The 21,377-nt window shown below is 38.0% G+C and carries 22 protein-coding genes and 1 tRNA gene; 18 read left to right on the top strand and 5 right to left on the bottom strand.

What is annotated here, in order from left to right:
* Nucleotides 1-7: 7 nt before the first annotated feature.
* The 10 genes from ACJJVW_RS04180 to ACJJVW_RS04135 all read left to right on the top strand — a co-directional run bounded on the left by ACJJVW_RS04180 (nt 8) and on the right by ACJJVW_RS04135 (nt 10,162).
* Nucleotides 8-406 (top strand): hypothetical protein, encoded by a 399-nt coding sequence (locus ACJJVW_RS04180; protein ID WP_298330446.1) that lies wholly within the window; start codon nt 8-10, stop codon nt 404-406.
* Between the two features lie 78 nt (nt 407-484).
* The gene (locus tag ACJJVW_RS04175; RefSeq protein ID WP_405250841.1) at nt 485-4,816 is read left to right on the top strand and encodes a CusA/CzcA family heavy metal efflux RND transporter; all 4,332 of its coding nucleotides are present in this window, start codon (nt 485-487) and stop codon (nt 4,814-4,816) included.
* 10 nt (nt 4,817-4,826) lie between these two features.
* Entirely contained in the window at nt 4,827-5,963 is a 1,137-nt protein-coding gene (locus ACJJVW_RS04170; protein WP_405250840.1) for an efflux RND transporter periplasmic adaptor subunit, read from the top strand.
* 2 nt (nt 5,964-5,965) lie between these two features.
* Nucleotides 5,966-6,661, top strand: coding sequence for a VIT family protein (locus tag ACJJVW_RS04165; protein ID WP_405250839.1), 696 nt, complete (start codon nt 5,966-5,968; stop codon nt 6,659-6,661).
* Between the two features lie 179 nt (nt 6,662-6,840).
* Nucleotides 6,841-7,059, top strand: coding sequence for a uroporphyrinogen decarboxylase (locus ACJJVW_RS04160; RefSeq protein WP_405250838.1), 219 nt, complete (start codon nt 6,841-6,843; stop codon nt 7,057-7,059).
* Between the two features lie 159 nt (nt 7,060-7,218).
* Nucleotides 7,219-7,443, top strand: coding sequence for a hypothetical protein (locus ACJJVW_RS04155; protein WP_013751231.1), 225 nt, complete (start codon nt 7,219-7,221; stop codon nt 7,441-7,443).
* A 63-nt stretch (nt 7,444-7,506) separates the two neighbouring features.
* Complete coding sequence (locus ACJJVW_RS04150) at nt 7,507-7,968, top strand: RNA methyltransferase (protein WP_405250837.1); 462 nt, start codon at nt 7,507-7,509, stop codon at nt 7,966-7,968.
* Nucleotides 7,969-8,106: 138 nt separating this feature from the next.
* Nucleotides 8,107-8,991 (top strand): GTPase Era, encoded by an 885-nt coding sequence (gene era, locus ACJJVW_RS04145; protein ID WP_108876956.1) that lies wholly within the window; start codon nt 8,107-8,109, stop codon nt 8,989-8,991.
* A 61-nt stretch (nt 8,992-9,052) separates the two neighbouring features.
* Complete coding sequence (locus ACJJVW_RS04140; RefSeq protein WP_405250836.1) at nt 9,053-9,589, top strand: RNA methyltransferase; 537 nt, start codon at nt 9,053-9,055, stop codon at nt 9,587-9,589.
* An 84-nt stretch (nt 9,590-9,673) separates the two neighbouring features.
* Nucleotides 9,674-10,162, top strand: coding sequence for a DUF4199 domain-containing protein (locus ACJJVW_RS04135; protein WP_339850097.1), 489 nt, complete (start codon nt 9,674-9,676; stop codon nt 10,160-10,162).
* 66 nt (nt 10,163-10,228) lie between these two features.
* Here ACJJVW_RS04135 and ACJJVW_RS04130 read toward each other — a convergent pair whose 3' ends face one another.
* Nucleotides 10,229-10,798 (bottom strand): hypothetical protein, encoded by a 570-nt coding sequence (locus tag ACJJVW_RS04130; protein WP_298330419.1) that lies wholly within the window; start codon nt 10,796-10,798, stop codon nt 10,229-10,231.
* A 349-nt stretch (nt 10,799-11,147) separates the two neighbouring features.
* Here ACJJVW_RS04130 and rplU point away from each other — a divergent pair, with 349 nt between their 5' ends.
* From rplU to ACJJVW_RS04115, 3 genes are all read left to right on the top strand, one after another.
* Nucleotides 11,148-11,810 carry a 50S ribosomal protein L21 gene (rplU, locus tag ACJJVW_RS04125; RefSeq protein ID WP_405250835.1) on the top strand — a complete coding sequence of 221 codons (663 nt, stop codon included), beginning with the start codon at nt 11,148-11,150 and terminating at the stop codon, nt 11,808-11,810.
* Nucleotides 11,811-11,850: 40 nt separating this feature from the next.
* On the top strand, nt 11,851-12,111 hold the full coding sequence (rpmA, locus tag ACJJVW_RS04120; protein ID WP_144668082.1) for a 50S ribosomal protein L27: 261 nt from the start codon (nt 11,851-11,853) through the stop codon (nt 12,109-12,111).
* Nucleotides 12,112-12,245: 134 nt separating this feature from the next.
* The gene (locus tag ACJJVW_RS04115) at nt 12,246-12,797 is read left to right on the top strand and encodes a hypothetical protein (protein WP_298330409.1); all 552 of its coding nucleotides are present in this window, start codon (nt 12,246-12,248) and stop codon (nt 12,795-12,797) included.
* A gap of 3 nt (nt 12,798-12,800) precedes the next feature.
* Here ACJJVW_RS04115 and ACJJVW_RS04110 read toward each other — a convergent pair whose 3' ends face one another.
* The gene (locus ACJJVW_RS04110; RefSeq protein WP_405250834.1) at nt 12,801-13,523 is read right to left on the bottom strand and encodes a DUF6503 family protein; all 723 of its coding nucleotides are present in this window, start codon (nt 13,521-13,523) and stop codon (nt 12,801-12,803) included.
* 60 nt (nt 13,524-13,583) lie between these two features.
* Between ACJJVW_RS04110 and ACJJVW_RS04105 the strand changes: the two genes are divergently transcribed.
* Nucleotides 13,584-14,213, top strand: a complete 630-nt coding sequence (locus ACJJVW_RS04105) for a hypothetical protein (protein WP_379952740.1) — start codon at nt 13,584-13,586, stop codon at nt 14,211-14,213.
* A gap of 71 nt (nt 14,214-14,284) precedes the next feature.
* On the opposite strand, the gene ACJJVW_RS04100 is transcribed toward ACJJVW_RS04105, so the two are convergent.
* The 3 genes from ACJJVW_RS04100 to ACJJVW_RS04090 all read right to left on the bottom strand — a co-directional run bounded on the left by ACJJVW_RS04100 (nt 14,285) and on the right by ACJJVW_RS04090 (nt 17,814).
* Nucleotides 14,285-15,805, bottom strand: a complete 1,521-nt coding sequence (locus ACJJVW_RS04100; protein WP_405253059.1) for a GH3 auxin-responsive promoter family protein — start codon at nt 15,803-15,805, stop codon at nt 14,285-14,287.
* Between the two features lie 150 nt (nt 15,806-15,955).
* Nucleotides 15,956-17,116: a M12 family metallopeptidase gene (locus ACJJVW_RS04095; RefSeq protein WP_405250833.1), complete on the bottom strand. Its 1,161-nt coding sequence runs from the start codon at nt 17,114-17,116 to the stop codon at nt 15,956-15,958.
* Nucleotides 17,117-17,376: 260 nt separating this feature from the next.
* On the bottom strand, nt 17,377-17,814 hold the full coding sequence (locus tag ACJJVW_RS04090) for a retropepsin-like aspartic protease (RefSeq protein ID WP_405250832.1): 438 nt from the start codon (nt 17,812-17,814) through the stop codon (nt 17,377-17,379).
* A gap of 121 nt (nt 17,815-17,935) precedes the next feature.
* Here ACJJVW_RS04090 and ACJJVW_RS04085 point away from each other — a divergent pair, with 121 nt between their 5' ends.
* The 4 genes from ACJJVW_RS04085 to ACJJVW_RS04070 all read left to right on the top strand — a co-directional run bounded on the left by ACJJVW_RS04085 (nt 17,936) and on the right by ACJJVW_RS04070 (nt 21,175).
* Nucleotides 17,936-18,712, top strand: coding sequence for a TatD family hydrolase (locus ACJJVW_RS04085; protein ID WP_405250831.1), 777 nt, complete (start codon nt 17,936-17,938; stop codon nt 18,710-18,712).
* A 70-nt stretch (nt 18,713-18,782) separates the two neighbouring features.
* Nucleotides 18,783-19,904: a 1-acyl-sn-glycerol-3-phosphate acyltransferase gene (locus ACJJVW_RS04080; RefSeq protein WP_405250830.1), complete on the top strand. Its 1,122-nt coding sequence runs from the start codon at nt 18,783-18,785 to the stop codon at nt 19,902-19,904.
* Entirely contained in the window at nt 19,901-20,923 is a 1,023-nt protein-coding gene (locus ACJJVW_RS04075) for an asparaginase (protein WP_405250828.1), read from the top strand. The genes ACJJVW_RS04080 and ACJJVW_RS04075 overlap by 4 nt, the downstream gene beginning before the upstream one ends.
* A 167-nt stretch (nt 20,924-21,090) precedes the next feature.
* Nucleotides 21,091-21,175, top strand: a tRNA-Ser gene (locus ACJJVW_RS04070).
* The last annotated feature ends 202 nt before the right edge of the window (nt 21,176-21,377 follow it).

Below are 21,377 nucleotides of genomic sequence, written 5' to 3'. Positions count from 1 at the left end.
TATACCCTTGAGTAAACTTATATCCATATCGTTGTCACTTGTTTTCCTATTGCAAAGCTTTGGGATGCACATTAATGATATGGTGCAGCTGGGCGACTTTTTTGAGCATGCAGAGTTCCATAAAGAGCAGTATGGAGACAATATATTTGTATTTATTGCAAAGCATTATGGCGAACTAAAAGCAGAGCACGAAAAAGAACATCAAGAAGAAAAGAAAGACCACGAGCAATTACCTTTTCAGCATCAAACACATCATACGGCTGTAGCGGATTTTGTTTTAATTACAAATAAAGAAGAATTCAAAACTCTTGAGTTTTCGGATTTTAAAGCACATAATTTTCATTACCAGGCACCATCATCTTCTTTACATCTAGATGGGCTCTTCCAGCCGCCACGGCTTTCATAAATAATCAGATCTAATTTATTTTTAGCACCTAGTCTTGTAAAGATTTGGGGCTCTTCACATTGATTATTTTATGACAAAATGCTATCACATATTATCAATTTTAGTATAAGAAACAAGTTTGTTGTTCTCTTATTTACGGCCTTTATTATAGGATTTGGGCTGTATTCATTATCGCAAATTCCTATAGGTGCTGTGCCAGATGTAACAAACAATCAAGTACAGGTGATTACTACCTCACGTAATCTCTCTACGCAGGATATGGAGCAATTCATAACCTACCCTGTAGAGCTAGAAATGGCAAACTTGCCAGGCGTGTTGGAGATTCGCTCTGTTTCAAAATTTGGATTATCTGTCGTCACCATTGTATTTGAGGACGATATGGGAACCTATTTGCCTAGGCAGCTCATTGCTGAGAAAATCAAATCTGCATCAGAAAAAATCCCTAAGGGTTTTGGCACACCAGAGATGGGGCCTATCACAACCGGACTAGGTGAGATTTACCAATACATACTTGATGTAGAACCAGAATTTAAAGACAGGTATAATGCCGAAGATTTAAGAACCATCCAAGATTGGATTGTAAAGCGACAGCTCTCAGGAATTCCGGGAGTGGTTGAGGTAAATACCTGGGGCGGATTCTTAAAGCAGTACGAAGTAGCTATCAATACAGAAAAGCTTAGTGCGATGGATATAAGTGCGCGCGAGGTTTTTACAGCTTTAGAAATGAATAATAGTGTCTCTGGAGGTGGCTATATAGAAAAGGTAAATCAGGCATTTTTTATACGTGGCGAAGGTCTCATTTCGTCACTAGATGATATAAGTAACATCGTGGTTAAGAATGACGATGGAGTACCTGTGTATATAAAAGACGTTGCCAAAGTAGGATATGGAAGCGCCACGCGTTTTGGAGCAATTACCGGAAACGGTGAGGGCGAGAAGGTGCTTGGTCAAGTGATGATGCTCAAAGATGCAAATTCTAAAAAAGTGATAGAAGCGGTGAAGGAACGCGTTGCCGAGATTTCAAAATCACTTCCAGAGGGTGTATACATTAACGCATTTTTAGACCGTAGTGATCTTATTGCAAAAACCACCTTTACCGTTGCCGAAAATTTAATTTTAGGATGTCTGATTGTGATTTTTGTGGTGGTTTTACTGCTAGGTAATTTTAGATCTGGGCTGGTAGTGGCTTCGGTAATTCCACTGTGTTTATTATTTGCATTGTCACTTATGTACATCTTTGGGGTAGATGCAAACTTGATGAGTCTGGGCGCTATAGATTTTGGGATTATTATAGATGGCGCAGTTATTATTGTAGAGTTTATAGCATTTGAAATAACGAGAAAGAAAGATGAGATTTACGCTTTCGCGAAAGCTGAACAACAACAATTAAAAGATAAGATTACATTCTCTGGAGCATCAAAAATGATGAATTCGGCCATCTTTGGGCAGCTTATTATCTTGATAGTATTTATACCTATTCTCTCACTGAGCGGTGTAGAAGGAAAAATGTTTAAGCCTATGGCGCTCACCTTTAGTTTTGCATTAATAGGAGCGATGATTTTCTGTTTTACGTATGTTCCCGTAGCTGCATCTATGTTCTTAAAACCATCTAATGCAACAGATAAAAATATCTCCGTAAGGTTAATGAAATGGCTTAATAAAATGTATGAGCCAGTAATTCACTGGGCATTACAGAGCAAGAGATTAGTATTAGGAATCGCAGTAGCCTTACTAGCAATAGCTATCTATTTGTATAGCACCATGGGTGGAGAATTTGTTCCCACACTTGATGAAGGTGATTTTGTGATTCAGCCAGTATTAAAAACAGGAACCTCTCTAAGTAACACAGTAGAAATTACCACCGAAATTGAGAAAATACTATTAAGTCAATTTCCAGAAGTAAAGCAAGTGGTAACTCGTATAGGTGCTGCAGAGGTACCTACAGATCCCATGTCTATGGAAGAAAGCGATGTGATTATTGTACTCAAACCTAAAGGAGAGTGGACGTCTGCCTCGTCTAAAGATGAGCTGGCAGATAAGTTTAAAGAAGCACTTGCTGTCATCCCAGGAATGGAAGTAGAGTTTACACAACCTATAGAGATGCGTTTTAATGAATTGATTACCGGAGTACGTGCAGATATTGCGATTAAGATTTTTGGCGATGATCTTGAAATTCTTGCAAAGAAAGGAAGTGAGGTAGGAACTCTTATTGAAAACGTAGCAGGCGCAGCAGATGTTTCTGTTGAGAAAGTGGCAGGTTTGCCAGAGATGAGTGTGCAATACAATAGAGCAAAAATAGCCAGGTATGGTCTCAATATTCAGGATCTCAATGATATGGTTTCCATGGGATTTGCGGGTAAGTCTGCTGGCAGCGTTTTTGAAGGAGAAAAGCGTTTTGACTTAGTAGTACGACTAGACAAAGAGAAGCGTCAAGATATCGATAACCTTAAAAATCTATACATTGATCTCCCTGCTGGTGGAAAAATACCATTAAGCGAACTAGCAACTATAAGCTATAAAACAGGAGCTGCCAAAATATCTCGTGACGATACAAGAAGAAGAATTGTAGTGGGGGTTAATGTGCGTAATCGTGATTTACAATCTGTGGTGGATGATGTCCAGAAGTTGATTAACGAGAATGTAAAATTACCTGTAGGGTATTCCATTACTTATGGAGGACAGTTTGAAAACTTACAAAGTGCAAAGGCGCGATTAATGATTGCAGTGCCTATTGCACTTATTCTCATATTTATTCTTCTCTATTTTGCCTTTAAATCTGTCAAGGAAGCACTGATGATTTACTCTGCAATACCGCTGGCTGCGGTAGGAGGAGTTCTCTTATTATGGCTGCGTGATCTGCCATTCAGTATTTCGGCTGGCGTAGGTTTTATTGCTTTGTTTGGGATTGCAGTTTTAAATGGAATTGTATTAATTGAGCACTTCAAAGAATTACAAAAAGAAGGTTTTGAAAGTATAGAAGCTTTAATAAAGCAAGGAGCAAAAGATAGGTTGAGGGCTGTGTTACTCACAGCATCTGCTGCGGCTTTAGGGTTTTTGCCTATGGCAATTTCTACAAATGCAGGAGCAGAGGTGCAGCGACCGCTAGCTACTGTGGTAATAGGAGGATTAATTACAGCGACCTTACTTACCCTTGTCGTATTGCCAGTTCTTTATGCGTACTTAAATACTCCTAAGAAAACTAACGGAGGATTGTCTAAAGGCAAGGTCACCACCATAAGTATTGTTGTATTACTGTTTTCTGTAAGCCTAGAAGCACAAGAAGGGGCTAAATCGTTACAAGAGTTAATCCCGATGGCTATTGAAAATAATCTTGGGTTAAAAGCAAGTAGGCTAGAAGTAGCACAATCTGAAGCCTTGATTAATAGCGCTTTTAGCTTTGATAAAACGCAGGTGTATTATGAATTTGACGAGAATAATTTGGCTATAAACGATCGGCCATTACGGGTTTTTGGGATACAGCAGGACTTTAAATTTCCCACCGTTTATTTCTCAGAAAAGAGTGTGCATAAAGCAAGCGTTAAGGTGGCATCTAGTGCATTTGAAATAAAGAAAAAGGAAGTTGAACGCAAAGTGACGGCTGGCTATTATGACTATCAAATTGCTAGAGAAAAGGAACGAGTGTATAGCGCACTAGATAGTTTGTATACAGATTTTTCTAGAATGGCGTCAAGGCGTTTTGAACTAGGAGAGACTAATTACCTAGAGAAGATTACTGCGACTTCTAAGCAAAAACAGGTGGAGCTTAATTATAAACAAGCGCAGAGCGAAGTAGCACTTGCCTATGGGGATTTACTAAAAGTGGTGCAGATAGACGAAGCTATTATAGTCGCTAGTGAGCCTTCGTTTAAAGTAGCGCTAGCAACTTTAGATATAAGCAGTGGTGCAGAAGTGGCATATTATCAAAACAGAGTATCCCTGCTTCAGGAAAAGGGTCGTTTTGAAAAACAACAGCTCCTGCCAGATCTAAGTCTTAATTATTTTCAAGGAACAAATTCTGGGCTTAATGGTAGTCTTTACGGATATCAATTAGGAGTGAAAATCCCAATATTATTTGGCGGTCAATCTGCTAAAATAAAAGCAGCCAAAATCGCCGAAGATATCGCAGTTACACAATCTAGCGAGTATGAGATACAACTCGATGCAAAATATAATGCACTTACAGAGAAGTTGTCGCAACTTCAAGAAGCACTAGATTATTATGAAAATGAAGGAGCATCACTTTCTCAAGAAATTTTAAAAACAGCAAACGGTAGTTTTAGAAATGGTGAGATTAATTTTTACCAGTATATCCAGAGTCTTGAGAGCGCTTATGAGATAAGACTAAGTCACTTTGATAAACTCCATGTATACAATCAAACTGTAATTGCCATTAATTACCTAACCTTATAAATACGACCATATGATACGTAACTTATATATAATAGCATTACTAGGTTTTGTACTAGTAAGCTGTGGAGAAAAAACCACAGACCAAACCGAGCCATCTTCTCAAACAGAAGCGATGGATGATCGTATTCAAGTAACTCAGGTGCAGTTTGATCAAAGTAAGATGTCCTTAGGAGGACTAGAAGAAAAATCATTTCCTACGGTAGTTACTGTAAATGGGATGATTGATGTGCCGCCAGAAAATAGAGCCGTGGTAAATGCTAGTATGGGCGGATACATAAAAACAACGCCATTGCTTATAGGTGATATTGTGCGTAAAGGTCAGCTGCTTGTGACTATTGAAAATCCTGAGTTTGTAGCCTTGCAACAGAAGTACATGGAGGTAAATGAGCAACTCACTTATCTCAAAGCGGAATACGACAGACAGGTGACAATGAGAGCAGAAAATATTACCTCTCAAAAAAGTTTTCTAAAAGCAGAAAGTGAGTATAAGACTGCAGTAGCTAGACACACGGGATTAGATAGACAACTTAGAATGATTAATATTTCTCCAGCGAGTGTTCGAGCTGGAGAGATAAGTTCTGTCGTAAGCATTAATGCGCCTATTTCGGGAAGCATTACTAAGGTAAACGTTTCAAAAGGCTCGTACGTTTCACCAGCTACCGAAATTTTAGAAATTATAGACAATGATCATATACATCTAGAACTTTCGGTTTTTGAAAAAGACATCTTAAAAGTAAAGAAAGGTCAGGCAATAGATTTTAAAATCCCCGAAGCTTCGTCAGCGATTTATAAGGCTGAGGTGCATCTTGTAGGCACTTCGATTGAAGCAAATAGAACGATTAAAGTGCATGGACATCTAGAAGATGAGTCTGGTGTTAATTTCTTAACGGGAATGTTTGTAGACGCTAGTATTGTAACAAATTCCGCTTTCGCGAAAGCGTTACCTTCATCCTCCATAGTGACGGTAGATGAGATTTCTTATATCTTAGTGCTAGATGAGAAGCAGGGTGACACCTATTATTTCCGTCAAGCCGAAGTTGAGATAGTTCAGGAAAGTGAAGGATTTTCATTAGTGCAATTCAATACCGACATGGCGGCCGATACGCAGTTTTTAACTAAAGGAGTGTTTAATTTATTAGGAGAGTAATCATGGAGGCAAGGATACCAGAAAAGCATTACATTTATAGAAGTGGGTGGCTTAGGGCGGCAGTACTTGGTGCAAACGACGGGATTCTGTCTACGGCGAGTATCGTTATAGGAGTTGCGGCAGCAAGTACTACTAGAGAACCTGTACTGCTTGCAGGTGTAGCCGGCTTAGTGGCTGGCGCATTATCTATGGCAGCTGGAGAGTATGTATCCGTTAGTTCGCAAACAGATGTAGAGAAGTCTGATCTTGCCCGTGAGCAGCGCGAACTTATAGAAACACCACATGAGGAGCTCCTAGAGCTAGCAAGAATATATGAGCGTCGTGGTCTCAGTCCAGCGACTGCGCTAGAGGTGGCAACGCAATTAACAGCTCATAATGCCTTAGAAGCGCACGCAAGAGATGAACTTGGAATACATGAAATGACGGAGGCAAAACCATTGCAAGCGGCATTTTCTTCTGGTGTGGCTTTTACAGTAGGTGGTTTTTTACCTGTATTGGTTGCTTTTATGGCGCCTTTAGAGATGATGGAATATGTGCAATACGTAGCTGCAATTTTGTTTTTAATCATTTTAGGCGTCGTGGCAGCAAAGGCTGGAGGGTCTAGTCCTATAAAGGCTGTGCTTAGAATTACTTTCTGGGGTACGCTGGCTATGGGATTAACTGCGCTTATAGGTCAGTTCTTTAATGTGAGTATCTAATTGTGAGTTAATTATCGAGGGTGTTAGTGTGTTTAAGAACGACTGCGCAAAAGATTGTGCGGAGTAATATAGGTTGCTAGTTTTATTACCGCAGGTTTTAAGTTTGTGATGGACTAGATTGTAAAGTATCTTCGCGCGTTCATGTCAGTGCGCGTTACGTACTAAAACAATAAAAAATAATGGAAATCAATCCTACAGAAATTGTCGGTTACCTAGCAAGCCTTTTTGTGTTGCTATCATTTTTAAATAAAGATTTGCGCAAATTGCGTATTGTAAACTCTATAGGCTGTGCATTATTTGTAACGTACGGAGTGTTATTAGCTAGTATTCCTATCATTATTACTAATCTTGCAATACTATTTGTAAACGGATATTACCTATTTATAAAGAAGGATTAAGGTATCTTGCTGTGCCACAGAGCTTAGGCTAAATAAGGGGAAGAATAGCTTAAGCTACGCTTTTTTCATCTAAAGTTGCACATTATTGAGTATAAATTTGCATAAATCCTTGTAAATTAGTATGGGTTCGCTTATATTCGCCAAAATTTGAAATACTGTATGAAATTAATGGAAGAAGCGGTGGCTTTTGAAAATGCTTCAATGAGCAATATGTCCACCAGTGATCGCGTTGCTGCTTCAAGAGAGGCTAAACGACTCATTCTTGCACTGAATGAGATTTTTAAAGAGACAAAAGACTCTGAAATAATGGACGCCATGAAGCGTCTCACCGAAAAGAAAAAGAAGATAGAAAAACGCTTGAAGGGTAGACCTGATAGTATGTAAAATAAAAGAGGCCTCACTTGTGACGGTCTCTTTTTTATTGAACCCCTTTTTAAGCGTGTGGCTATGCAACCAGACAACTTTACAAACGAATTTTTTGGCATTGGGATACAGAATGGTAAAACACCAGAAAATCTAGGTGTTTTATGGCGCTCTGCTCAAAACCTAGGAGCCAGTTTTATTTTTACCATCGGTAATAGATATGCAAAGCAATCTAGTGATACGCATAATGCGGTAAAGGCAATGCCGTATTACCATTATGATACCTTTGATGACTTTTTTAAGCACTTGCCTAAGGGTGTACGCATTGTAGGCGTAGAGCTTGATGATCGAGCAGAGACGCTAGAAGCCTTTCATCACCCGCGTCGTTGCGTTTACTTATTAGGTGCAGAAGATCATGGTCTTACTAATGAGGCTATAGAAAAGTCGCATTTTCTCATAAAATTCCCATCTACATTAAGTCTCAATGTTTCGGTGGCGGGAAGTATCGTGTTATACGATAGAACTAGGGAGAAGCCTAGATCTTGATGAGTTACGCTTTCGCGAAAGCGTACGTATAGAATTTGTAAACTCCAATTATATATTTATTCATCTATTACCTCAGTTCTCGTTGAGGAGCAAGCGCAACGTGGCAAATTAAAGTATCTTTGCCCAAAATAAATTATTATGTCTCATAAAGCAGGATTTGTAAACATCATCGGTAACCCTAATGTGGGTAAAAGTACGCTTATGAATGCCTTTGTAGGCGAGCGTCTTAGTATCATCACCTCAAAAGCACAGACTACGCGTCACCGTATTCTCGGTATTGTAAATGGGGAGGATTTCCAGATGCTATTGAGTGATACGCCTGGTATTATAAAACCGGCATATGAGTTACAGGCTTCTATGATGGACTTTGTAAAAAGTGCTTTTGAAGATGCAGATGTACTTTTATACATTGTAGAGCTGGGTGAGAAAGAGCTTAAAGATGAGGCATTTTTTAATAAAATACGCGGTTCAAAAATCCCTGTTTTATTACTTATAAATAAAATAGATAAAGGAAACGAAGAGACACTAGCAGAGGCATTGAAGTTGTGGTCTGAAAAAGTGCCAAATGCTGAGGTGTTTGCTATTTCTGCACTCGAGAGCTTTGGTGTGCCACAGGTATTCAATAGAATTATTGAGCTATTACCGGAGTCGCCAGCTTTTTATCCTAAGGACCAACTTACAGATAAGCCAGAGCGCTTTTTTGTAAACGAGATCATCCGTGAGAAAATCTTGATGCACTACAAGAAGGAAATTCCTTATGCTGTAGAGATTGATACAGAAGATTTCTTTGAAGAGGATGAGATCATCCGCATGCGATCAGTAATTATGGTGGAGCGTGATAGCCAGAAGGGAATTATAATTGGACATAAAGGAACTGCTCTTAAAAGAGTAGGTGTAGAGGCTAGAAAGGATTTGCAGAAATTCTTTGGCAAGCAGGTGCACATTGAACTTTATGTGAAAGTAAATAAGAACTGGAGAAGTAATTCTAACCAGCTTAAGCGTTTTGGTTACAACCAGAAGTAATATGAGTGCGCTTTCGCGAAAGCGTAAGTTTACAAAGCATTACGGCCACATCGACTGATTCATGAATAGAAAACTTAAAAATAGCGAACTCAACCGAAAATCTGTTTCCGACTTCAAGGAGGCAGAAAAGACGCCTATAATTATCGTACTGGACAATATACGTAGTCTTAATAATGTAGGGTCCGTTTTCCGTACTTCAGATGCTTTTTTAGTAGAGAAAATCTATCTCTGTGGCATTACCGCAACGCCGCCGCATCGCGATATACAAAAGACAGCCCTAGGAGCAACAGACGCTGTAATTTGGGAATATGTAGAAGACAGTATTGCTTTAGTGAAGCAATTAAAAGAGGATGGCGTTCATGTGTGTGCGATAGAGCAAGCAGAAGGAGCAGTGATGCTTGATAAGTTTATGCCTACTACTGGTGAGAAGTATGCCGTTGTTTTTGGTAACGAAGTAAAGGGTGTTCAGCAAGAAATTGTGTCTCTAAGTAATACTGTTATTGAAATCCCACAGTTTGGTACAAAGCACTCTCTTAATATTTCTGTGAGCGCTGGAGTGGTTATTTGGGACCTATTCAGCAAGTTAGGAGTTTCTTAATGATTTGTTAATCTGTTATTTAACAGTGGATTAAGATTGTGGCTTCATATTTTGTTTATCTTTATGTAATAAAAAATAAACAAAATGTCAAAATTCACAATGCCTATCAGATTTGCTTTTGCAATGAGCGGAGGCCTCATAGCGTACTTCTTAGTACTTTCTCTATTTAACTTACATACTAATGTGCTATTCTCGCTTTTTAATGGAGTGATTGTAGGTTTTGGGATATACGAGGTTATTAAGTATACACAAATTAAAAACGGAGCTACATACAGCTATACCGACGGTATGGTAAATGGAGTTGTCTCGGGATTTGTAGCAACCATCATTTTCACAGGATTTTTTGCATTATATGCAGGGAATATAAATCCAGAATTTCTAGACGGTCTAATTGGACCCTGGGAGCAAACGTATAATACAAGCATAGGTTCTGTTGTATTTACAGTAGCGATTGCAGGCTTTGCAACTGCGGTATGCTTATCACTTTGCTTTATGCAATTATTTAAGCCAAGCTGGAATACAGAAGGAACAAAGAAAGTATTAAAAGATAGAGGAGACTCTGTGCGAGGATAAGCACTTAAAGATAAAAACAAAAAAAACCGCCAATTGGCGGTTTTTTTTTGTTTTACTGGGTAGGTTCTAATTAATTCTAGTTAGTGTGACGTCGCTAGATCCTTCTATGTTTATGTCTATTCCTTCTGGTAAATCTAAAGGCACAGCATCTTCAAGATCGCTAGTTATAAGAAGCGTAGTTGCGTTGAGAATTTCTATTGTAGAACTTCCTGCATCTTGACCTCCGCTAATAAAATCATTGTCAACTTGGGCAGTTGTAAATCCTGTAAAAGTTAGCTGGTTTCCATCGATGCTCCAAGTTCCATTTGTGTCAACGTCTTCGATAGTAATTGTTTGAGTGAATTCTTCGCCATCTGTTGTTGAGGTTACTAAGTAGTCATAAGATCCATTTGCGACCAGTGTGTTGTCTTCATTAAAAGTTACTGTGTAGTCAAAGTTTGATCCGCTGCCGTTTGAGGTAGATGAGATGGTTTGACCAGCAAAAGCGTATGTAAGGTCGCTGCTGAAATTTAAATCTTGGATTGACCATGTTCCTACAATAAGATTTGTGTCAACATCTGGAGCATCATCTGTAGAGCAAGATGCAAGTGTAAATGTTAAGATAATTAATGTGATGATTGATTTTAAATGTTTCATTGTTAATTGATTGATTAGTTAAGTGGGCGAAAATATATCTACAATCGTTAAAGTGCAAATAAAAACGTTAAAATATTTTATTTTTCTAGCAGCTTATTGCTTTAGATGTTGTTATTGCGCTGATGAGTAGGTATTTGTTGTCTGAGTTTTGTAAGAATGAGACGTGGTGCTGGGTATTTGTTGTAGGTTAATTTTTAATTTTCTGTAAGAATGTATTTGTAGAGTGATATTATTATATAAAAACAAATGATGCTTATTGTAAATCTTAAGATAAATAGTATATTTGCACCCGCTTAAACTGAGAGGTTTGGGCTATTATTAGTGTAATAACAATATTTAATTAATCGCTATGTACGCAATTGTAGAGATAGCAGGGCAGCAATTTAAAGTTGCAAAAGACCAAAAAGTCTTTGTTAACCGCCTATCTACCGAAGAAGGAAAAACTGTCGATTTCGACAAAGTACTTTTGGTAGGAGACGGATCTAACATCACTTTAGGCGCCCCAGCTATAGACGGAGCTCTAGTAGGAGCAAAAGTCTTAAGACACCTTAAAGGTGACAAAGTAATCGTTTTCAAGAAGAAAAGACGTAAAGGATACCGTGTGAAAAACGGACACCGCCAGTCTCTTACTGAAATCGTAATTGAAAGTATCGCTACTTCTGGAGCTAAGAAAGCTGCTCCTAAGAAAGAAGAGAAAAAAGCTGAACCTAAAGCTGCTGCTCCTGCAAAGGAAACTGCTACTAAGGCTACTGCAAAAAAATCTTCTAAAGCAGACGATCTTAAAAAAGTAGAGGGTATCGGACCTAAAATTGCTGAAACTCTTGTAGAGGCAGGAATTTCAACTTTTGCAGAACTTGCAAAAACTGATGCTGCTAAGATTTCTGAAATTATCGCAGGTGTACGTGGAAATCACGTAACTGACACATGGCCAGCACAAGCACAACTTGCTGCAGATGGTAAGTGGGATGAGCTTAAGAAATGGCAAGACGAATTAGACGGTGGTAAAGCTTAATCGCTATACTATCAAGTATAACTTATAAAACCGAAACAAGATGGCTCACAAAAAAGGAGTTGGTAGTTCTAAAAACGGTCGCGAATCAGAATCAAAACGCTTAGGTGTTAAGATCTTTGGAGGACAAGCTGCAATCGCAGGGAACATCATCGTACGTCAAAGAGGTAATACGCATCACCCAGGTGAGAACGTATACGGAGGAAAAGATCACACACTACACGCAAGAGTAGATGGTGTTGTAAAATTCCAAAAGAAAAAAGACAACAAATCTTACGTTTCTATCGTGCCTTTTGAGGCATAATAAACGAGGATAGTTTCTCAATTATCATATAAAACCCTTACCGCAACGCGGTAAGGGTTTTCTTGGTTATACCCAGTTCAATAAGTATTTATGGTTTTGGTATATTGTTTGATGCGTTGTGTAAAACGCATTAAATGAGATATATACTAGGTTTATTCTGTTTGGTTATTTTGCAATCTTGTTTTCCAGTAGCAATAGCTCCTGACCTGAGTAATGGCTCCATTAAAAAAGCCAAGAAGTTTAATAAAAAGCTGCCTAAGAGGTATTCATACATCTTCACAGATCCAAAAGATGCAGATGAGTTTTATACTTACGTAAATACAAAGTATGATCTACAGCACAATTATGTAGAAGATAATGTGCCAGTAGTGCTTGATGGAAATAATTACTATGTCTCGTTTTATGAAGTGAGTAAGAATACAAAAACTGTCAATTTACTAAGACCGTTAGCAAATAAGATGTTGGAGGAAAATGGAATAGGTCCTGTATTTAATGATGATCCTATTAGAATTTATGGCGACACATGGTATATCGCGCTTCTTATCACAGATGAGGACTTTAATGATGGTCTTAATCCATCATATGCAAATTTTGCAAGGGTAGAGGAGTTTGCTTCCTCATTGCACAAAGAATATTACAGCATGCGTAATTACAAGCAAGCGATTTTAACCGTAAAAAGGGATTAGCGATTAATCTTGTACAATGCTATCTGTACCTAAGTATCCATCATCCTTGTTGTAATACCAAGCGCGGTTTTTAGGCATTTTAATGCCTTCGATGATAGCTATGTCATCAAGCAGAATATACTCGCCTGTAGTCTCATCTGTGCCTTTAAAAAATTGATATACTTCTAGAGCGTACGTAGAAGGGTTAAAGTAAAATTGCCAAATATCTGAACCTACAGCCTTATCATAGGTTACTTTTACCATGGTATACTTTTTCCCTTTGAAAGTGACGCTTTTCACCGTAGGATCTATCTGAGTGCCTGGATCATTAAGCTTCATAGGAAGCCCGTATAAGTATGAGTAGTAATCGCGATACATTCTCGTTCTCTCACAATCTTGGCTATCGGTGGTATTGGTGATTATTTCTCCAGCCTCATCTGTATATTTACAAGTGCCATTGCTTATCTCCCTAAACGAAGTTGCATCTTCTTGTTTTGTGGTGAGATTAAAATATTCATTAGGAATGTCAAGTGTGATAATGCTCTTTCTAGAAGCTTTTTCTGGCATATCAAGTGCTACGGTAAATTCACCTTGAAAGGTTGACCAATTGTCATTGGGGTCATGAAATGCTATTGATTTTTTAATAATCTCAGCCCCCGTAACAGGTCTTAAAGATTGCGCATTTGCAAAGTCCGCTTTCGCGAAAGCGAGACAAAAAACAATACTCGTTATTAATAATTTTTTCATACCTATGTTTTGAAGATGAAGATACACATTGCTTTTTGGATTATCCTAACTAACTTTAGTATGCTCTTAACAGCACAGCAAGCAGATAAACCCTACTTTGAAAGTATGACAGAGAAAGATGTAATACCTACTGAGGATGCAGTGCTCAACCTTGAGAATAAAGTGATTCCTAAAGAAATTTATGATGAAGCTATCGTTGCTTTAGAGCATTACCCAGAGTTGTGGAACACTGCAATAACTTTTCAGTTTAAAGACAATATAAAAAAGTCGACAATGCAGGCACAACCGCGTTGGGCTAGTTTTTTGAAATCTAGAAAGAAACGAGAATACATTATACTTATATCAAGAACGATACAAATAGATCAAGATGAACTCAGTTTTTCTGAAGTGCCAAGTGATGTGGTTACGGGATGGTTAGGGCATGAGCTAGGTCATGTAATGGATTATAGGGAACGTTCTGGGTTTGGGATGTTAGTTTTTGGAGTGAAGTATTTATATTCTGGCGCTCATATTAAAGAAGTAGAACGTACCGCAGATGTATTTGCCATTACTCATGGAATGGGAACTTATATTTTAAAAACTAAAAACTTTATACTCGACCATGCGAATATTTCTGAGGCTTACAAAGAACGCCTGCGCAGTCTATACATGTCGCCAGAAGAAGTCATGCACCTGCTGGAGCATGACTAGCAAGATATTTATATAAAAAAACGAGTATCACTATTATGATACCCGTTTTTTTATAGTTGATTTTTTATGAACTATTGCTTAGCAACAAAATCTTCAAAGGCTTCAAATTTCTCTTCATCCATCACTTTTTCCATTTTTACTTGACCTCCTTTTTTCTTATTTGCACCACTCCATTCGTGAAAAATATTAGGGTCTATAGTGGTAACTTTTACTCCTTTTAGAGATTTTCCTCTTGCCACTTTGTAATTCTTATTTGCTTCTTTTAGACTTTTGTCTAGTGCCTCTGCAAGTTCGCTTTCATTTGTAGTCGCCGTTGTGCCTAGATACCAGCAGTGGTAAAACTCTCCATCTATCTTTTTTGCACTCAATGTAAATTCCGGAATTTCAATATCAAATTGTTCTTCAAGTTCTCTTAGGGCTACTTCCATTTTATTTACAGAAAGTTGAGAGCCAACTACGTTTAAGAAAAACTTAGTTCGTCCTGTGATTTTAATTTCTGCGCGTTCCACATCTGTAAAGGCGATAGTGTCGCCTATTAGATATCTCCATGCGCCAGAAACAGTACTTATGATAAGCACGTAGTCTACATCTGTTTCTACTTCTTTTAAAGTAAGAGATGGAGCATCTTGTGATAGCGAGCCGTCATTATTAATATATTCTGGAGTAAAGGGTACAAATTCAAAGTAAATACCAGCATTAGTAGAGAGCTTCATAGAGGAAGTCTCAGGCCTGCTCTGGTAAGCCATAAATCCTTCTGATGCAAGGTAAGTGTCGATTACTGTAATATCTCTTCCTAGTAGTTGTCTAAAGCTCTTTTCGTAAGGTTTAAAGGCTACGCCTCCACTTGTAAAAACTTGTAGATTGGGCCATATCTCATGGATATTTTCTACATTATGATAAGCAATTACTTCTTTAAGCATAAGCTCCATCCATGATGGAATCCCGCTCAGTGCGCCTATGTCCCAATTTTTGGCTCTTTCTGCAATGGTTTTTACGCGTTCATCCCAGTTTTCAATTTTGGCGATATCTTCTCCTGGCTTGTAAAATCCTTTAAACCAAAAAGGAATATTACTCGCTGTAATACCACTTATTTCACCCTCAAGAAATTCGTCATGTTCGATAAGATCTGTGGAACTACCTAGAGCCATTACTTCTTTATCAAAAAAATCTGTTGGCAAATCATAATGAGCTAGTGCAGATACTTGAGCAAGACTGGTGCTTCTTATGGCAGCAACCATTTCTTCAGTGACTGGAATTCTTTTGCTCGTTTTTCCAGTTGTACCACTAGAAAGTGCAAAATAGTGAGGTTTTCCAGGCCATGTTATATCTTCTAATCCATGTTTTATGCGATCCCACCACATACTGTCCATCTGGTTATAATCATGATAGGGAACCATTTTTGAAAATGCAGCTGCTTGGTCTTCTTCCTCTAGTAGCTGAGAAAACCCATAATACTTTCCAAAGGCAGTATCCTTTGCAGTATTCAGCATATCTGCTAGAACCTGTTCCTGCTCTTGAATAGGATTAATGTCTGAGGATAATGTGTCCTTTAAGTCAATTGCACTTTTTATTATAGATCCTAGAATAGCCATGGTTGTGATTGTTTTTACAAATATGTTAAATCTCACTATAAAGTTAATATAGATTGTAGCAAGTTTAACCCGATGTTAAGGAAGAATTGTGAAAAGAAATAGCCACTCTTTGCAGAGTGGCTATTGATATTGTTAGATATTTATGAAAGCCTAACCACAGTCACCTATACGATCCCAGCTAGTTGATAAACGTTCATAAAGTCCGCCTTGGTAGGTCACAAAATCACCTACACTATAACTTTGATTACCATTATATGCTGGCACACCTTCGCATATATCTGCTGGCGGTTGATTGCTTCCGCAAGGACCTAGGTTTGTCCAACCTCCATTTACACGTTCATAAAGATTGCCTTGGTAAGTCACTTGATTGCCTATAGTATAATTTGTGTTGCTATTGTATGTAGCTACACCATCGCAAATGTCTCCACTATTGCTTCCGTCGCCACCATCACCTGGGTACATGATATTGATGCCAGTAATATCTCCATTAGAGAGTGCTGTGCGGTTTGTAGTATATGTGGAACCATCTTTTTTTGTGATGGTAGGTTGGCCATTTTTGCTAAAAGCAAAAGAGCTATAAAGCATTACGGAATTAAAATCAAGCTGGGCTGTATATTCTGTTCCATCTTGTCCTTGTGCAACATATGTTAGAAAGTTATAATCCACTCCATCTTGTACATTGTTTAGGTTGATGGTGAGATAGTCATCACGATCTGCGCGACTTTGTTCGTGCCATAAACCTACTGCATGACCTATTTCATGAATGGTGCTACCCGTAGAGCAACCGCTTGCAAGTGTAATGTCTTGGCGACCGCCTATTCTTCCTACATATGAAGAACAACCGCTACCAGGAGTGAAATACACGTAGTCCGATTGGTTTGTGCGTTGTATAAAACGTACAGAAGTGCTGGCTTCCCAGTTTGCTATGGCATTTGTAACACGAGCTTGATTAGGAAGACTAGGATTTATAGCATAATACACGGTATTGTTTGCCCATCTACCTCCAGTGCGTCCAGTGCTACGAGTAGCATCCGTGCTTTCTTGTAGTTGATTTTTTGAGAAGATTATATCTCCTTCAAAGACATAGGTGTCGTTTATAGTCGCTACTTCTAGACTATGTAATCCGTAAAATAGATTTTGTGATTGTCCTTTTTGACCTGGGAATGCTTCTTCTGCTTTCTCAATGTCATTTGATTGTATTTCTACAGAGGTGTTTTCTGCTTCGCTAATTTCATTAATGTCTTCTTTCTCACAAGAATTAAATAGACATAATGATAAGGCACAGGCGACTGCTAGATGAAAATTTTTCATAATTGGATTTTAAATTAAAAAGGTTAATTCCAAAATCACTTATCGCGGCCGCAGAAAGTTGTCTTGAATGTTTGTATGAGTACAGCAAAGAATTACTGTTATGGTTACAAATATTTAAACGTGAGAAAATTCTTATTGGATTATATGAATTTTGTTAAAAAATATAGATTACTGATTAGCAATTATTTAAAGTGCATAATCGTTAAAATTTTAACACTTAACTTAAGTTTATAAGAAGATATAGTGCTTAAAATTTACGCTTATTTCAAATACAAGCAATTATATTGATAATCAATAATTCCTTTTCCTGCATTGAGTATATCTGCTCCTAGAATTCCATGGACGGGAGCGGCATCATGATTTTTCAGTGCTGTATTTACATGTGACATATCAAATAGGACAATGTCTAGTTTTTTGTATTCCCATTTTTGAATGGTAATGGTATTTTTTCGCGAAAGCTTAGTGATCATATCTGTCGCGCCAGCGCCTGCTGCGAGAATCTCACTATCCTCTGAAAGTAGCCCAAACAACGCTGCAAACTCAAAATCTATACACGAACTAGAAGCTCCCGTATCCAGGATAAAGGAACCTTCTATACCATTAATTTTTGCTTTCATTTCAAGATGATTAGTCACGGTAGGGAAAAGGCGTGAACGGCAATATTTTTTTGAAAGTAGAAACTCGCGTAATGAAGGCATATTTATTAGTGTATTACTCAAAAATACTACAATCCTATAGACTTGTAGCTTTGTAAAGCATTGCTCAAGTTTATGTGTTTTCCCTTCTCTCTTTTCTATGCGCTAGCTATTTTTGTGGTCTATGAATTTTACAGATACCCATACCCATTTATACAGCGAGTCTTTTGATGAAGATCAGGACGTGATGATACAACGAGCAATTGACGCTGGAGTAAACAGATTTTTTATTCCTGCGATAGACTCTGAGTATACAGAGCGTATGTATGCGTTAGAAAAAAACTATCCAGATCATATGTTTTTAATGGCGGGTCTACATCCTACGCATGTTAAGGAGAATTACGAAGAAGAGCTGGCGCATGTGGAAGCACAATTTGCCGCTCGTGATTTTTATGCAGTAGGGGAGATAGGGATAGATTTGTATTGGGATAAGTCTACTTTAGAAATTCAGCGAGATGCTTTCAAACGACAAATACAACTGGCCAAAAAATATAAAAAACCTATTGTTATACATTGTAGAGAGGCATTTGACGAAGTTTTTGAAGTGCTAGAAAGTGAGAAAGGAGATGATCTCTTTGGGATATTTCACTGCTTTTCTGGAACTAAAGAACAAGCAGAGCAGGCCATCAGTTACAACATGAAACTTGGGATAGGTGGCGTAGCAACTTTTAAAAATGGTAAAATCGATAAGTTTCTTGCAGAGATTCCTTTATCACATATTGTACTAGAAACAGATGCGCCGTATTTAAGTCCTGTGCCGTATCGTGGTAAACGTAATGAGAGTAGCTACGTGGTTTTAGTAGCCGAAAAGCTGGCAACAATTTATCAAAAACCTTTAGATGAAATCGCTGCAATAACTACTAGTAATGCAGATGCAGTGTTTTTTACAAAGCGTGCATAGTATCTTCTTGTAAATAGTAGATGAAGACTCAAAATATTTTGTTCTTTTGTGACAAACAATCCAGACTATTTTGAATAGATACGACCATATACGACCTTATAATGATAATGAAGTAAATCAAGCGTTACTTCACGCAGCAAGGCATCCTATGTTTAGGATTTTACTGCAATTTACATTTCCAGATAAAACACAAGAAGAAATTGTCGAAGTACTCAGTACCTGCTTTTCAATAGCCGACTTTCAAGAAAAAGTTATCTATAAATCAGTAACAAATTTACTTGATAAAAGTGCCGAGGATTTTACGTGTAGTGGGTTTGATACGCTTTCGCGAAAGCGGTCTTATTTATACCTATCAAATCATCGTGATATCGTACTTGATACGTCATTGCTTAATATGACGCTTATAGATCATGGTCTTATAACAACAGCCTCTGCAATAGGAGATAACCTTGTGCAAAAAGATTTTTTAATGGAGCTCTCTAAGCTCAACAGAAACTTCTTGGTGCTAAGAGGGCAGTCACCACGTGAGATGCTTATGAGTTCTAAACTCTTGTCTCAATACATTAAGCACTTGTTATTATCAAATAGATCTGTGTGGGTAGCCCAGCGAGAAGGAAGGACAAAAGACGGACTCGATAAAACGCAGCAAGGCGTACTCAAGATGATTACCATTGCTCGTGGTAAAACACCACTAATGCAATACCTCAAAGAACTTAACATAGTAGGAGTCGCAATCTCTTATGAGTATGACCCTACAGATATCTTGAAGGTACCCGAAATTGTGGCAAAACAAGAAAATGTACCTTACATAAAAACAGCAAACGAAGATTTTAATAGCATCCTTAAAGGTGCACTAGGTAATAAACGCAATATCCATATAGCAGCGGCACCTATACCAGAAGAAATTTATGATCAAATTGCTCAGGATTATGCAAGTGATAATGATAAGTTACAAGCATTTGCCAGTGCCTTAGATAATATAATATGGAAGCATTATAAGTTGTGGCCGTCTAATTATATTGCATATGATTTATACCATAAAAGCAATAAGTACAGCGCTTATTATGATGAGAAAGAATTACGTCATTTTGAACGTAGATTAGAAGTGCGAGTAGATGCAGAAAAGCAGATAGAAGTAGATAGCTTCTTATTAATGTACGCAAACCCAGTAGTACAATCAGAAAAAGTATGAGCAAGGCTAAAATTCTCTTAATATACACAGGTGGTACCATAGGTATGATCAAAGATTATGAAACGGGAGCTTTAAAAGCTTTCAACTTTGATGAGTTGCTTGAAAAAATCCCGGAGCTTAGATTGCTAGATTGTGAGATAAGCACCGCCTCGTTTGATACCGTGATTGATTCGTCAAACATGAATCCTATCTACTGGAACGAGCTTTGCGATTTTATAAAAGAAGGATATGATAGTTATGATGGGTTTGTAGTACTGCACGGTAGCGATACCATGAGTTATAGCGCATCTGCCATAAGTTTTATGCTAGAAAATCTATCTAAGCCTGTGGTGTTTACGGGATCACAGCTGCCTATAGGAGATTTACGCACAGACGCAAAAGAGAATTTAATCACTGCAGTTCAAGTAGCTGCTTTGAGAAAACGTAATAAACCACTTATAACTGAAGTGTGTCTTTACTTTGAGTACAAACTATACCGAGCAAATCGTACATCAAAAATAAGTGCGGAAAATTTTGAAGCATTTACTTCTCCTAATTATCCAGAACTCCTCACCTCAGGAGTACATCTCACTATTAATGAAGATGCACTCTGGAAACCGAATAAAAAAGCACTTAAAGTTCACAGAACCTTAGTTACAGAGATTCTACTACTTAAAATATATCCTGGTATTTCGCAGTGCTTAGTAGAAGCAATGCTTAATATTCCTTGTACGCGTGGCGTGGTGCTAGAAACCTTCGGGGCAGGAAACACCTCTACGCAACCTTGGTTTGTAGATGCGCTTAAAGCAACTATCAAGCGAGGAGTCCCTATCGTAAATATCACGCAGTGTATCTCTGGCAGTGTGCACATGGGGAATTATGAAACTAGTGTCGCTTTAAAGAAAATGGGCGTCATTAATGGAGGCGACATGACTACAGAAGCAGCCACCACAAAAATGATGTATTTACTAGGGCAGGAGCTGGGACCTAAAGTGTTTAAAACTGTCTTTGAAACTTCTTTACGAGGAGAGCTCACATAAAGTGTGTAACTCTTGAATGAGTTATTATTTTTTTGTTATTTCGCAATCCTTTAGAAAGAGTATGATTTATACGCTTTCGCGAAAATTTGAAACACCTACAACAGTGAGTTGTAATCAGATGTCGTTAAGGATAAATACCTGTAGAGCACTCGCTTTACAACAAAAATAGAGAGGTGGCCGAGTGGCTTAAGGCGCACGCCTGGAAAGCGTGTATACGGCAACGTATCGAGGGTTCGAATCCCTTCCTCTCTGCTATAAGTGCTATGCTTTAAAGTATAGCACTTTTTTGTTACTTCTGTTTTTGTTAATTCCACTTAAAAAAAAATAGTGTAGTGTATTTCTAAGCCTGCTTATCTATATATGGTTCTTGTCATAATACGCAGCCCACTAGTTTGATATAGCCAATACGTTCTTGAATGGGTTGTTTTAGATTGAGCAATAAAACTGCTGATTG

Source organism: Dokdonia sp. Asnod3-C12 (genome assembly GCF_045063975.1).
Classification (GTDB): domain Bacteria; phylum Bacteroidota; class Bacteroidia; order Flavobacteriales; family Flavobacteriaceae; genus Dokdonia.
Note: the sequence above shows the minus strand (reverse complement) of the source record. Positions and strands in the feature narration are given on the sequence as shown.

What these genes read in the sequence shown, in the direction of transcription:
- ACJJVW_RS04175 (WP_405250841.1), top strand. Translation starts at nt 485, where the DNA reads ATGCTATCACATATTATCAATTTTAGTATAAGAAACAAGTTTGTTGTT.
- ACJJVW_RS04140 (WP_405250836.1), top strand. Translation starts at nt 9,053, where the DNA reads ATGAATAGAAAACTTAAAAATAGCGAACTCAACCGAAAATCTGTTTCC.
- ACJJVW_RS04110 (WP_405250834.1), bottom strand. Translation starts at nt 13,523, where the DNA reads ATGAAAAAATTATTAATAACGAGTATTGTTTTTTGTCTCGCTTTCGCG.
- ACJJVW_RS04075 (WP_405250828.1), top strand. Translation starts at nt 19,901, where the DNA reads ATGAGCAAGGCTAAAATTCTCTTAATATACACAGGTGGTACCATAGGT.
- ACJJVW_RS04165 (WP_405250839.1), top strand. Translation starts at nt 5,966, where the DNA reads ATGGAGGCAAGGATACCAGAAAAGCATTACATTTATAGAAGTGGGTGG.
- ACJJVW_RS04135 (WP_339850097.1), top strand. Translation starts at nt 9,674, where the DNA reads ATGTCAAAATTCACAATGCCTATCAGATTTGCTTTTGCAATGAGCGGA.
- ACJJVW_RS04095 (WP_405250833.1), bottom strand. Translation starts at nt 17,116, where the DNA reads ATGAAAAATTTTCATCTAGCAGTCGCCTGTGCCTTATCATTATGTCTA.
- era (WP_108876956.1), top strand. Translation starts at nt 8,107, where the DNA reads ATGTCTCATAAAGCAGGATTTGTAAACATCATCGGTAACCCTAATGTG.
- ACJJVW_RS04090 (WP_405250832.1), bottom strand. Translation starts at nt 17,814, where the DNA reads ATGCCTTCATTACGCGAGTTTCTACTTTCAAAAAAATATTGCCGTTCA.
- ACJJVW_RS04170 (WP_405250840.1), top strand. Translation starts at nt 4,827, where the DNA reads ATGATACGTAACTTATATATAATAGCATTACTAGGTTTTGTACTAGTA.
- ACJJVW_RS04130 (WP_298330419.1), bottom strand. Translation starts at nt 10,798, where the DNA reads ATGAAACATTTAAAATCAATCATCACATTAATTATCTTAACATTTACA.
- rplU (WP_405250835.1), top strand. Translation starts at nt 11,148, where the DNA reads ATGTACGCAATTGTAGAGATAGCAGGGCAGCAATTTAAAGTTGCAAAA.
- ACJJVW_RS04160 (WP_405250838.1), top strand. Translation starts at nt 6,841, where the DNA reads ATGGAAATCAATCCTACAGAAATTGTCGGTTACCTAGCAAGCCTTTTT.
- ACJJVW_RS04100 (WP_405253059.1), bottom strand. Translation starts at nt 15,805, where the DNA reads ATGGCTATTCTAGGATCTATAATAAAAAGTGCAATTGACTTAAAGGAC.
- ACJJVW_RS04105 (WP_379952740.1), top strand. Translation starts at nt 13,584, where the DNA reads ATGCTCTTAACAGCACAGCAAGCAGATAAACCCTACTTTGAAAGTATG.
- ACJJVW_RS04155 (WP_013751231.1), top strand. Translation starts at nt 7,219, where the DNA reads ATGAAATTAATGGAAGAAGCGGTGGCTTTTGAAAATGCTTCAATGAGC.
- ACJJVW_RS04085 (WP_405250831.1), top strand. Translation starts at nt 17,936, where the DNA reads ATGAATTTTACAGATACCCATACCCATTTATACAGCGAGTCTTTTGAT.
- ACJJVW_RS04150 (WP_405250837.1), top strand. Translation starts at nt 7,507, where the DNA reads ATGCAACCAGACAACTTTACAAACGAATTTTTTGGCATTGGGATACAG.
- ACJJVW_RS04115 (WP_298330409.1), top strand. Translation starts at nt 12,246, where the DNA reads ATGAGATATATACTAGGTTTATTCTGTTTGGTTATTTTGCAATCTTGT.
- rpmA (WP_144668082.1), top strand. Translation starts at nt 11,851, where the DNA reads ATGGCTCACAAAAAAGGAGTTGGTAGTTCTAAAAACGGTCGCGAATCA.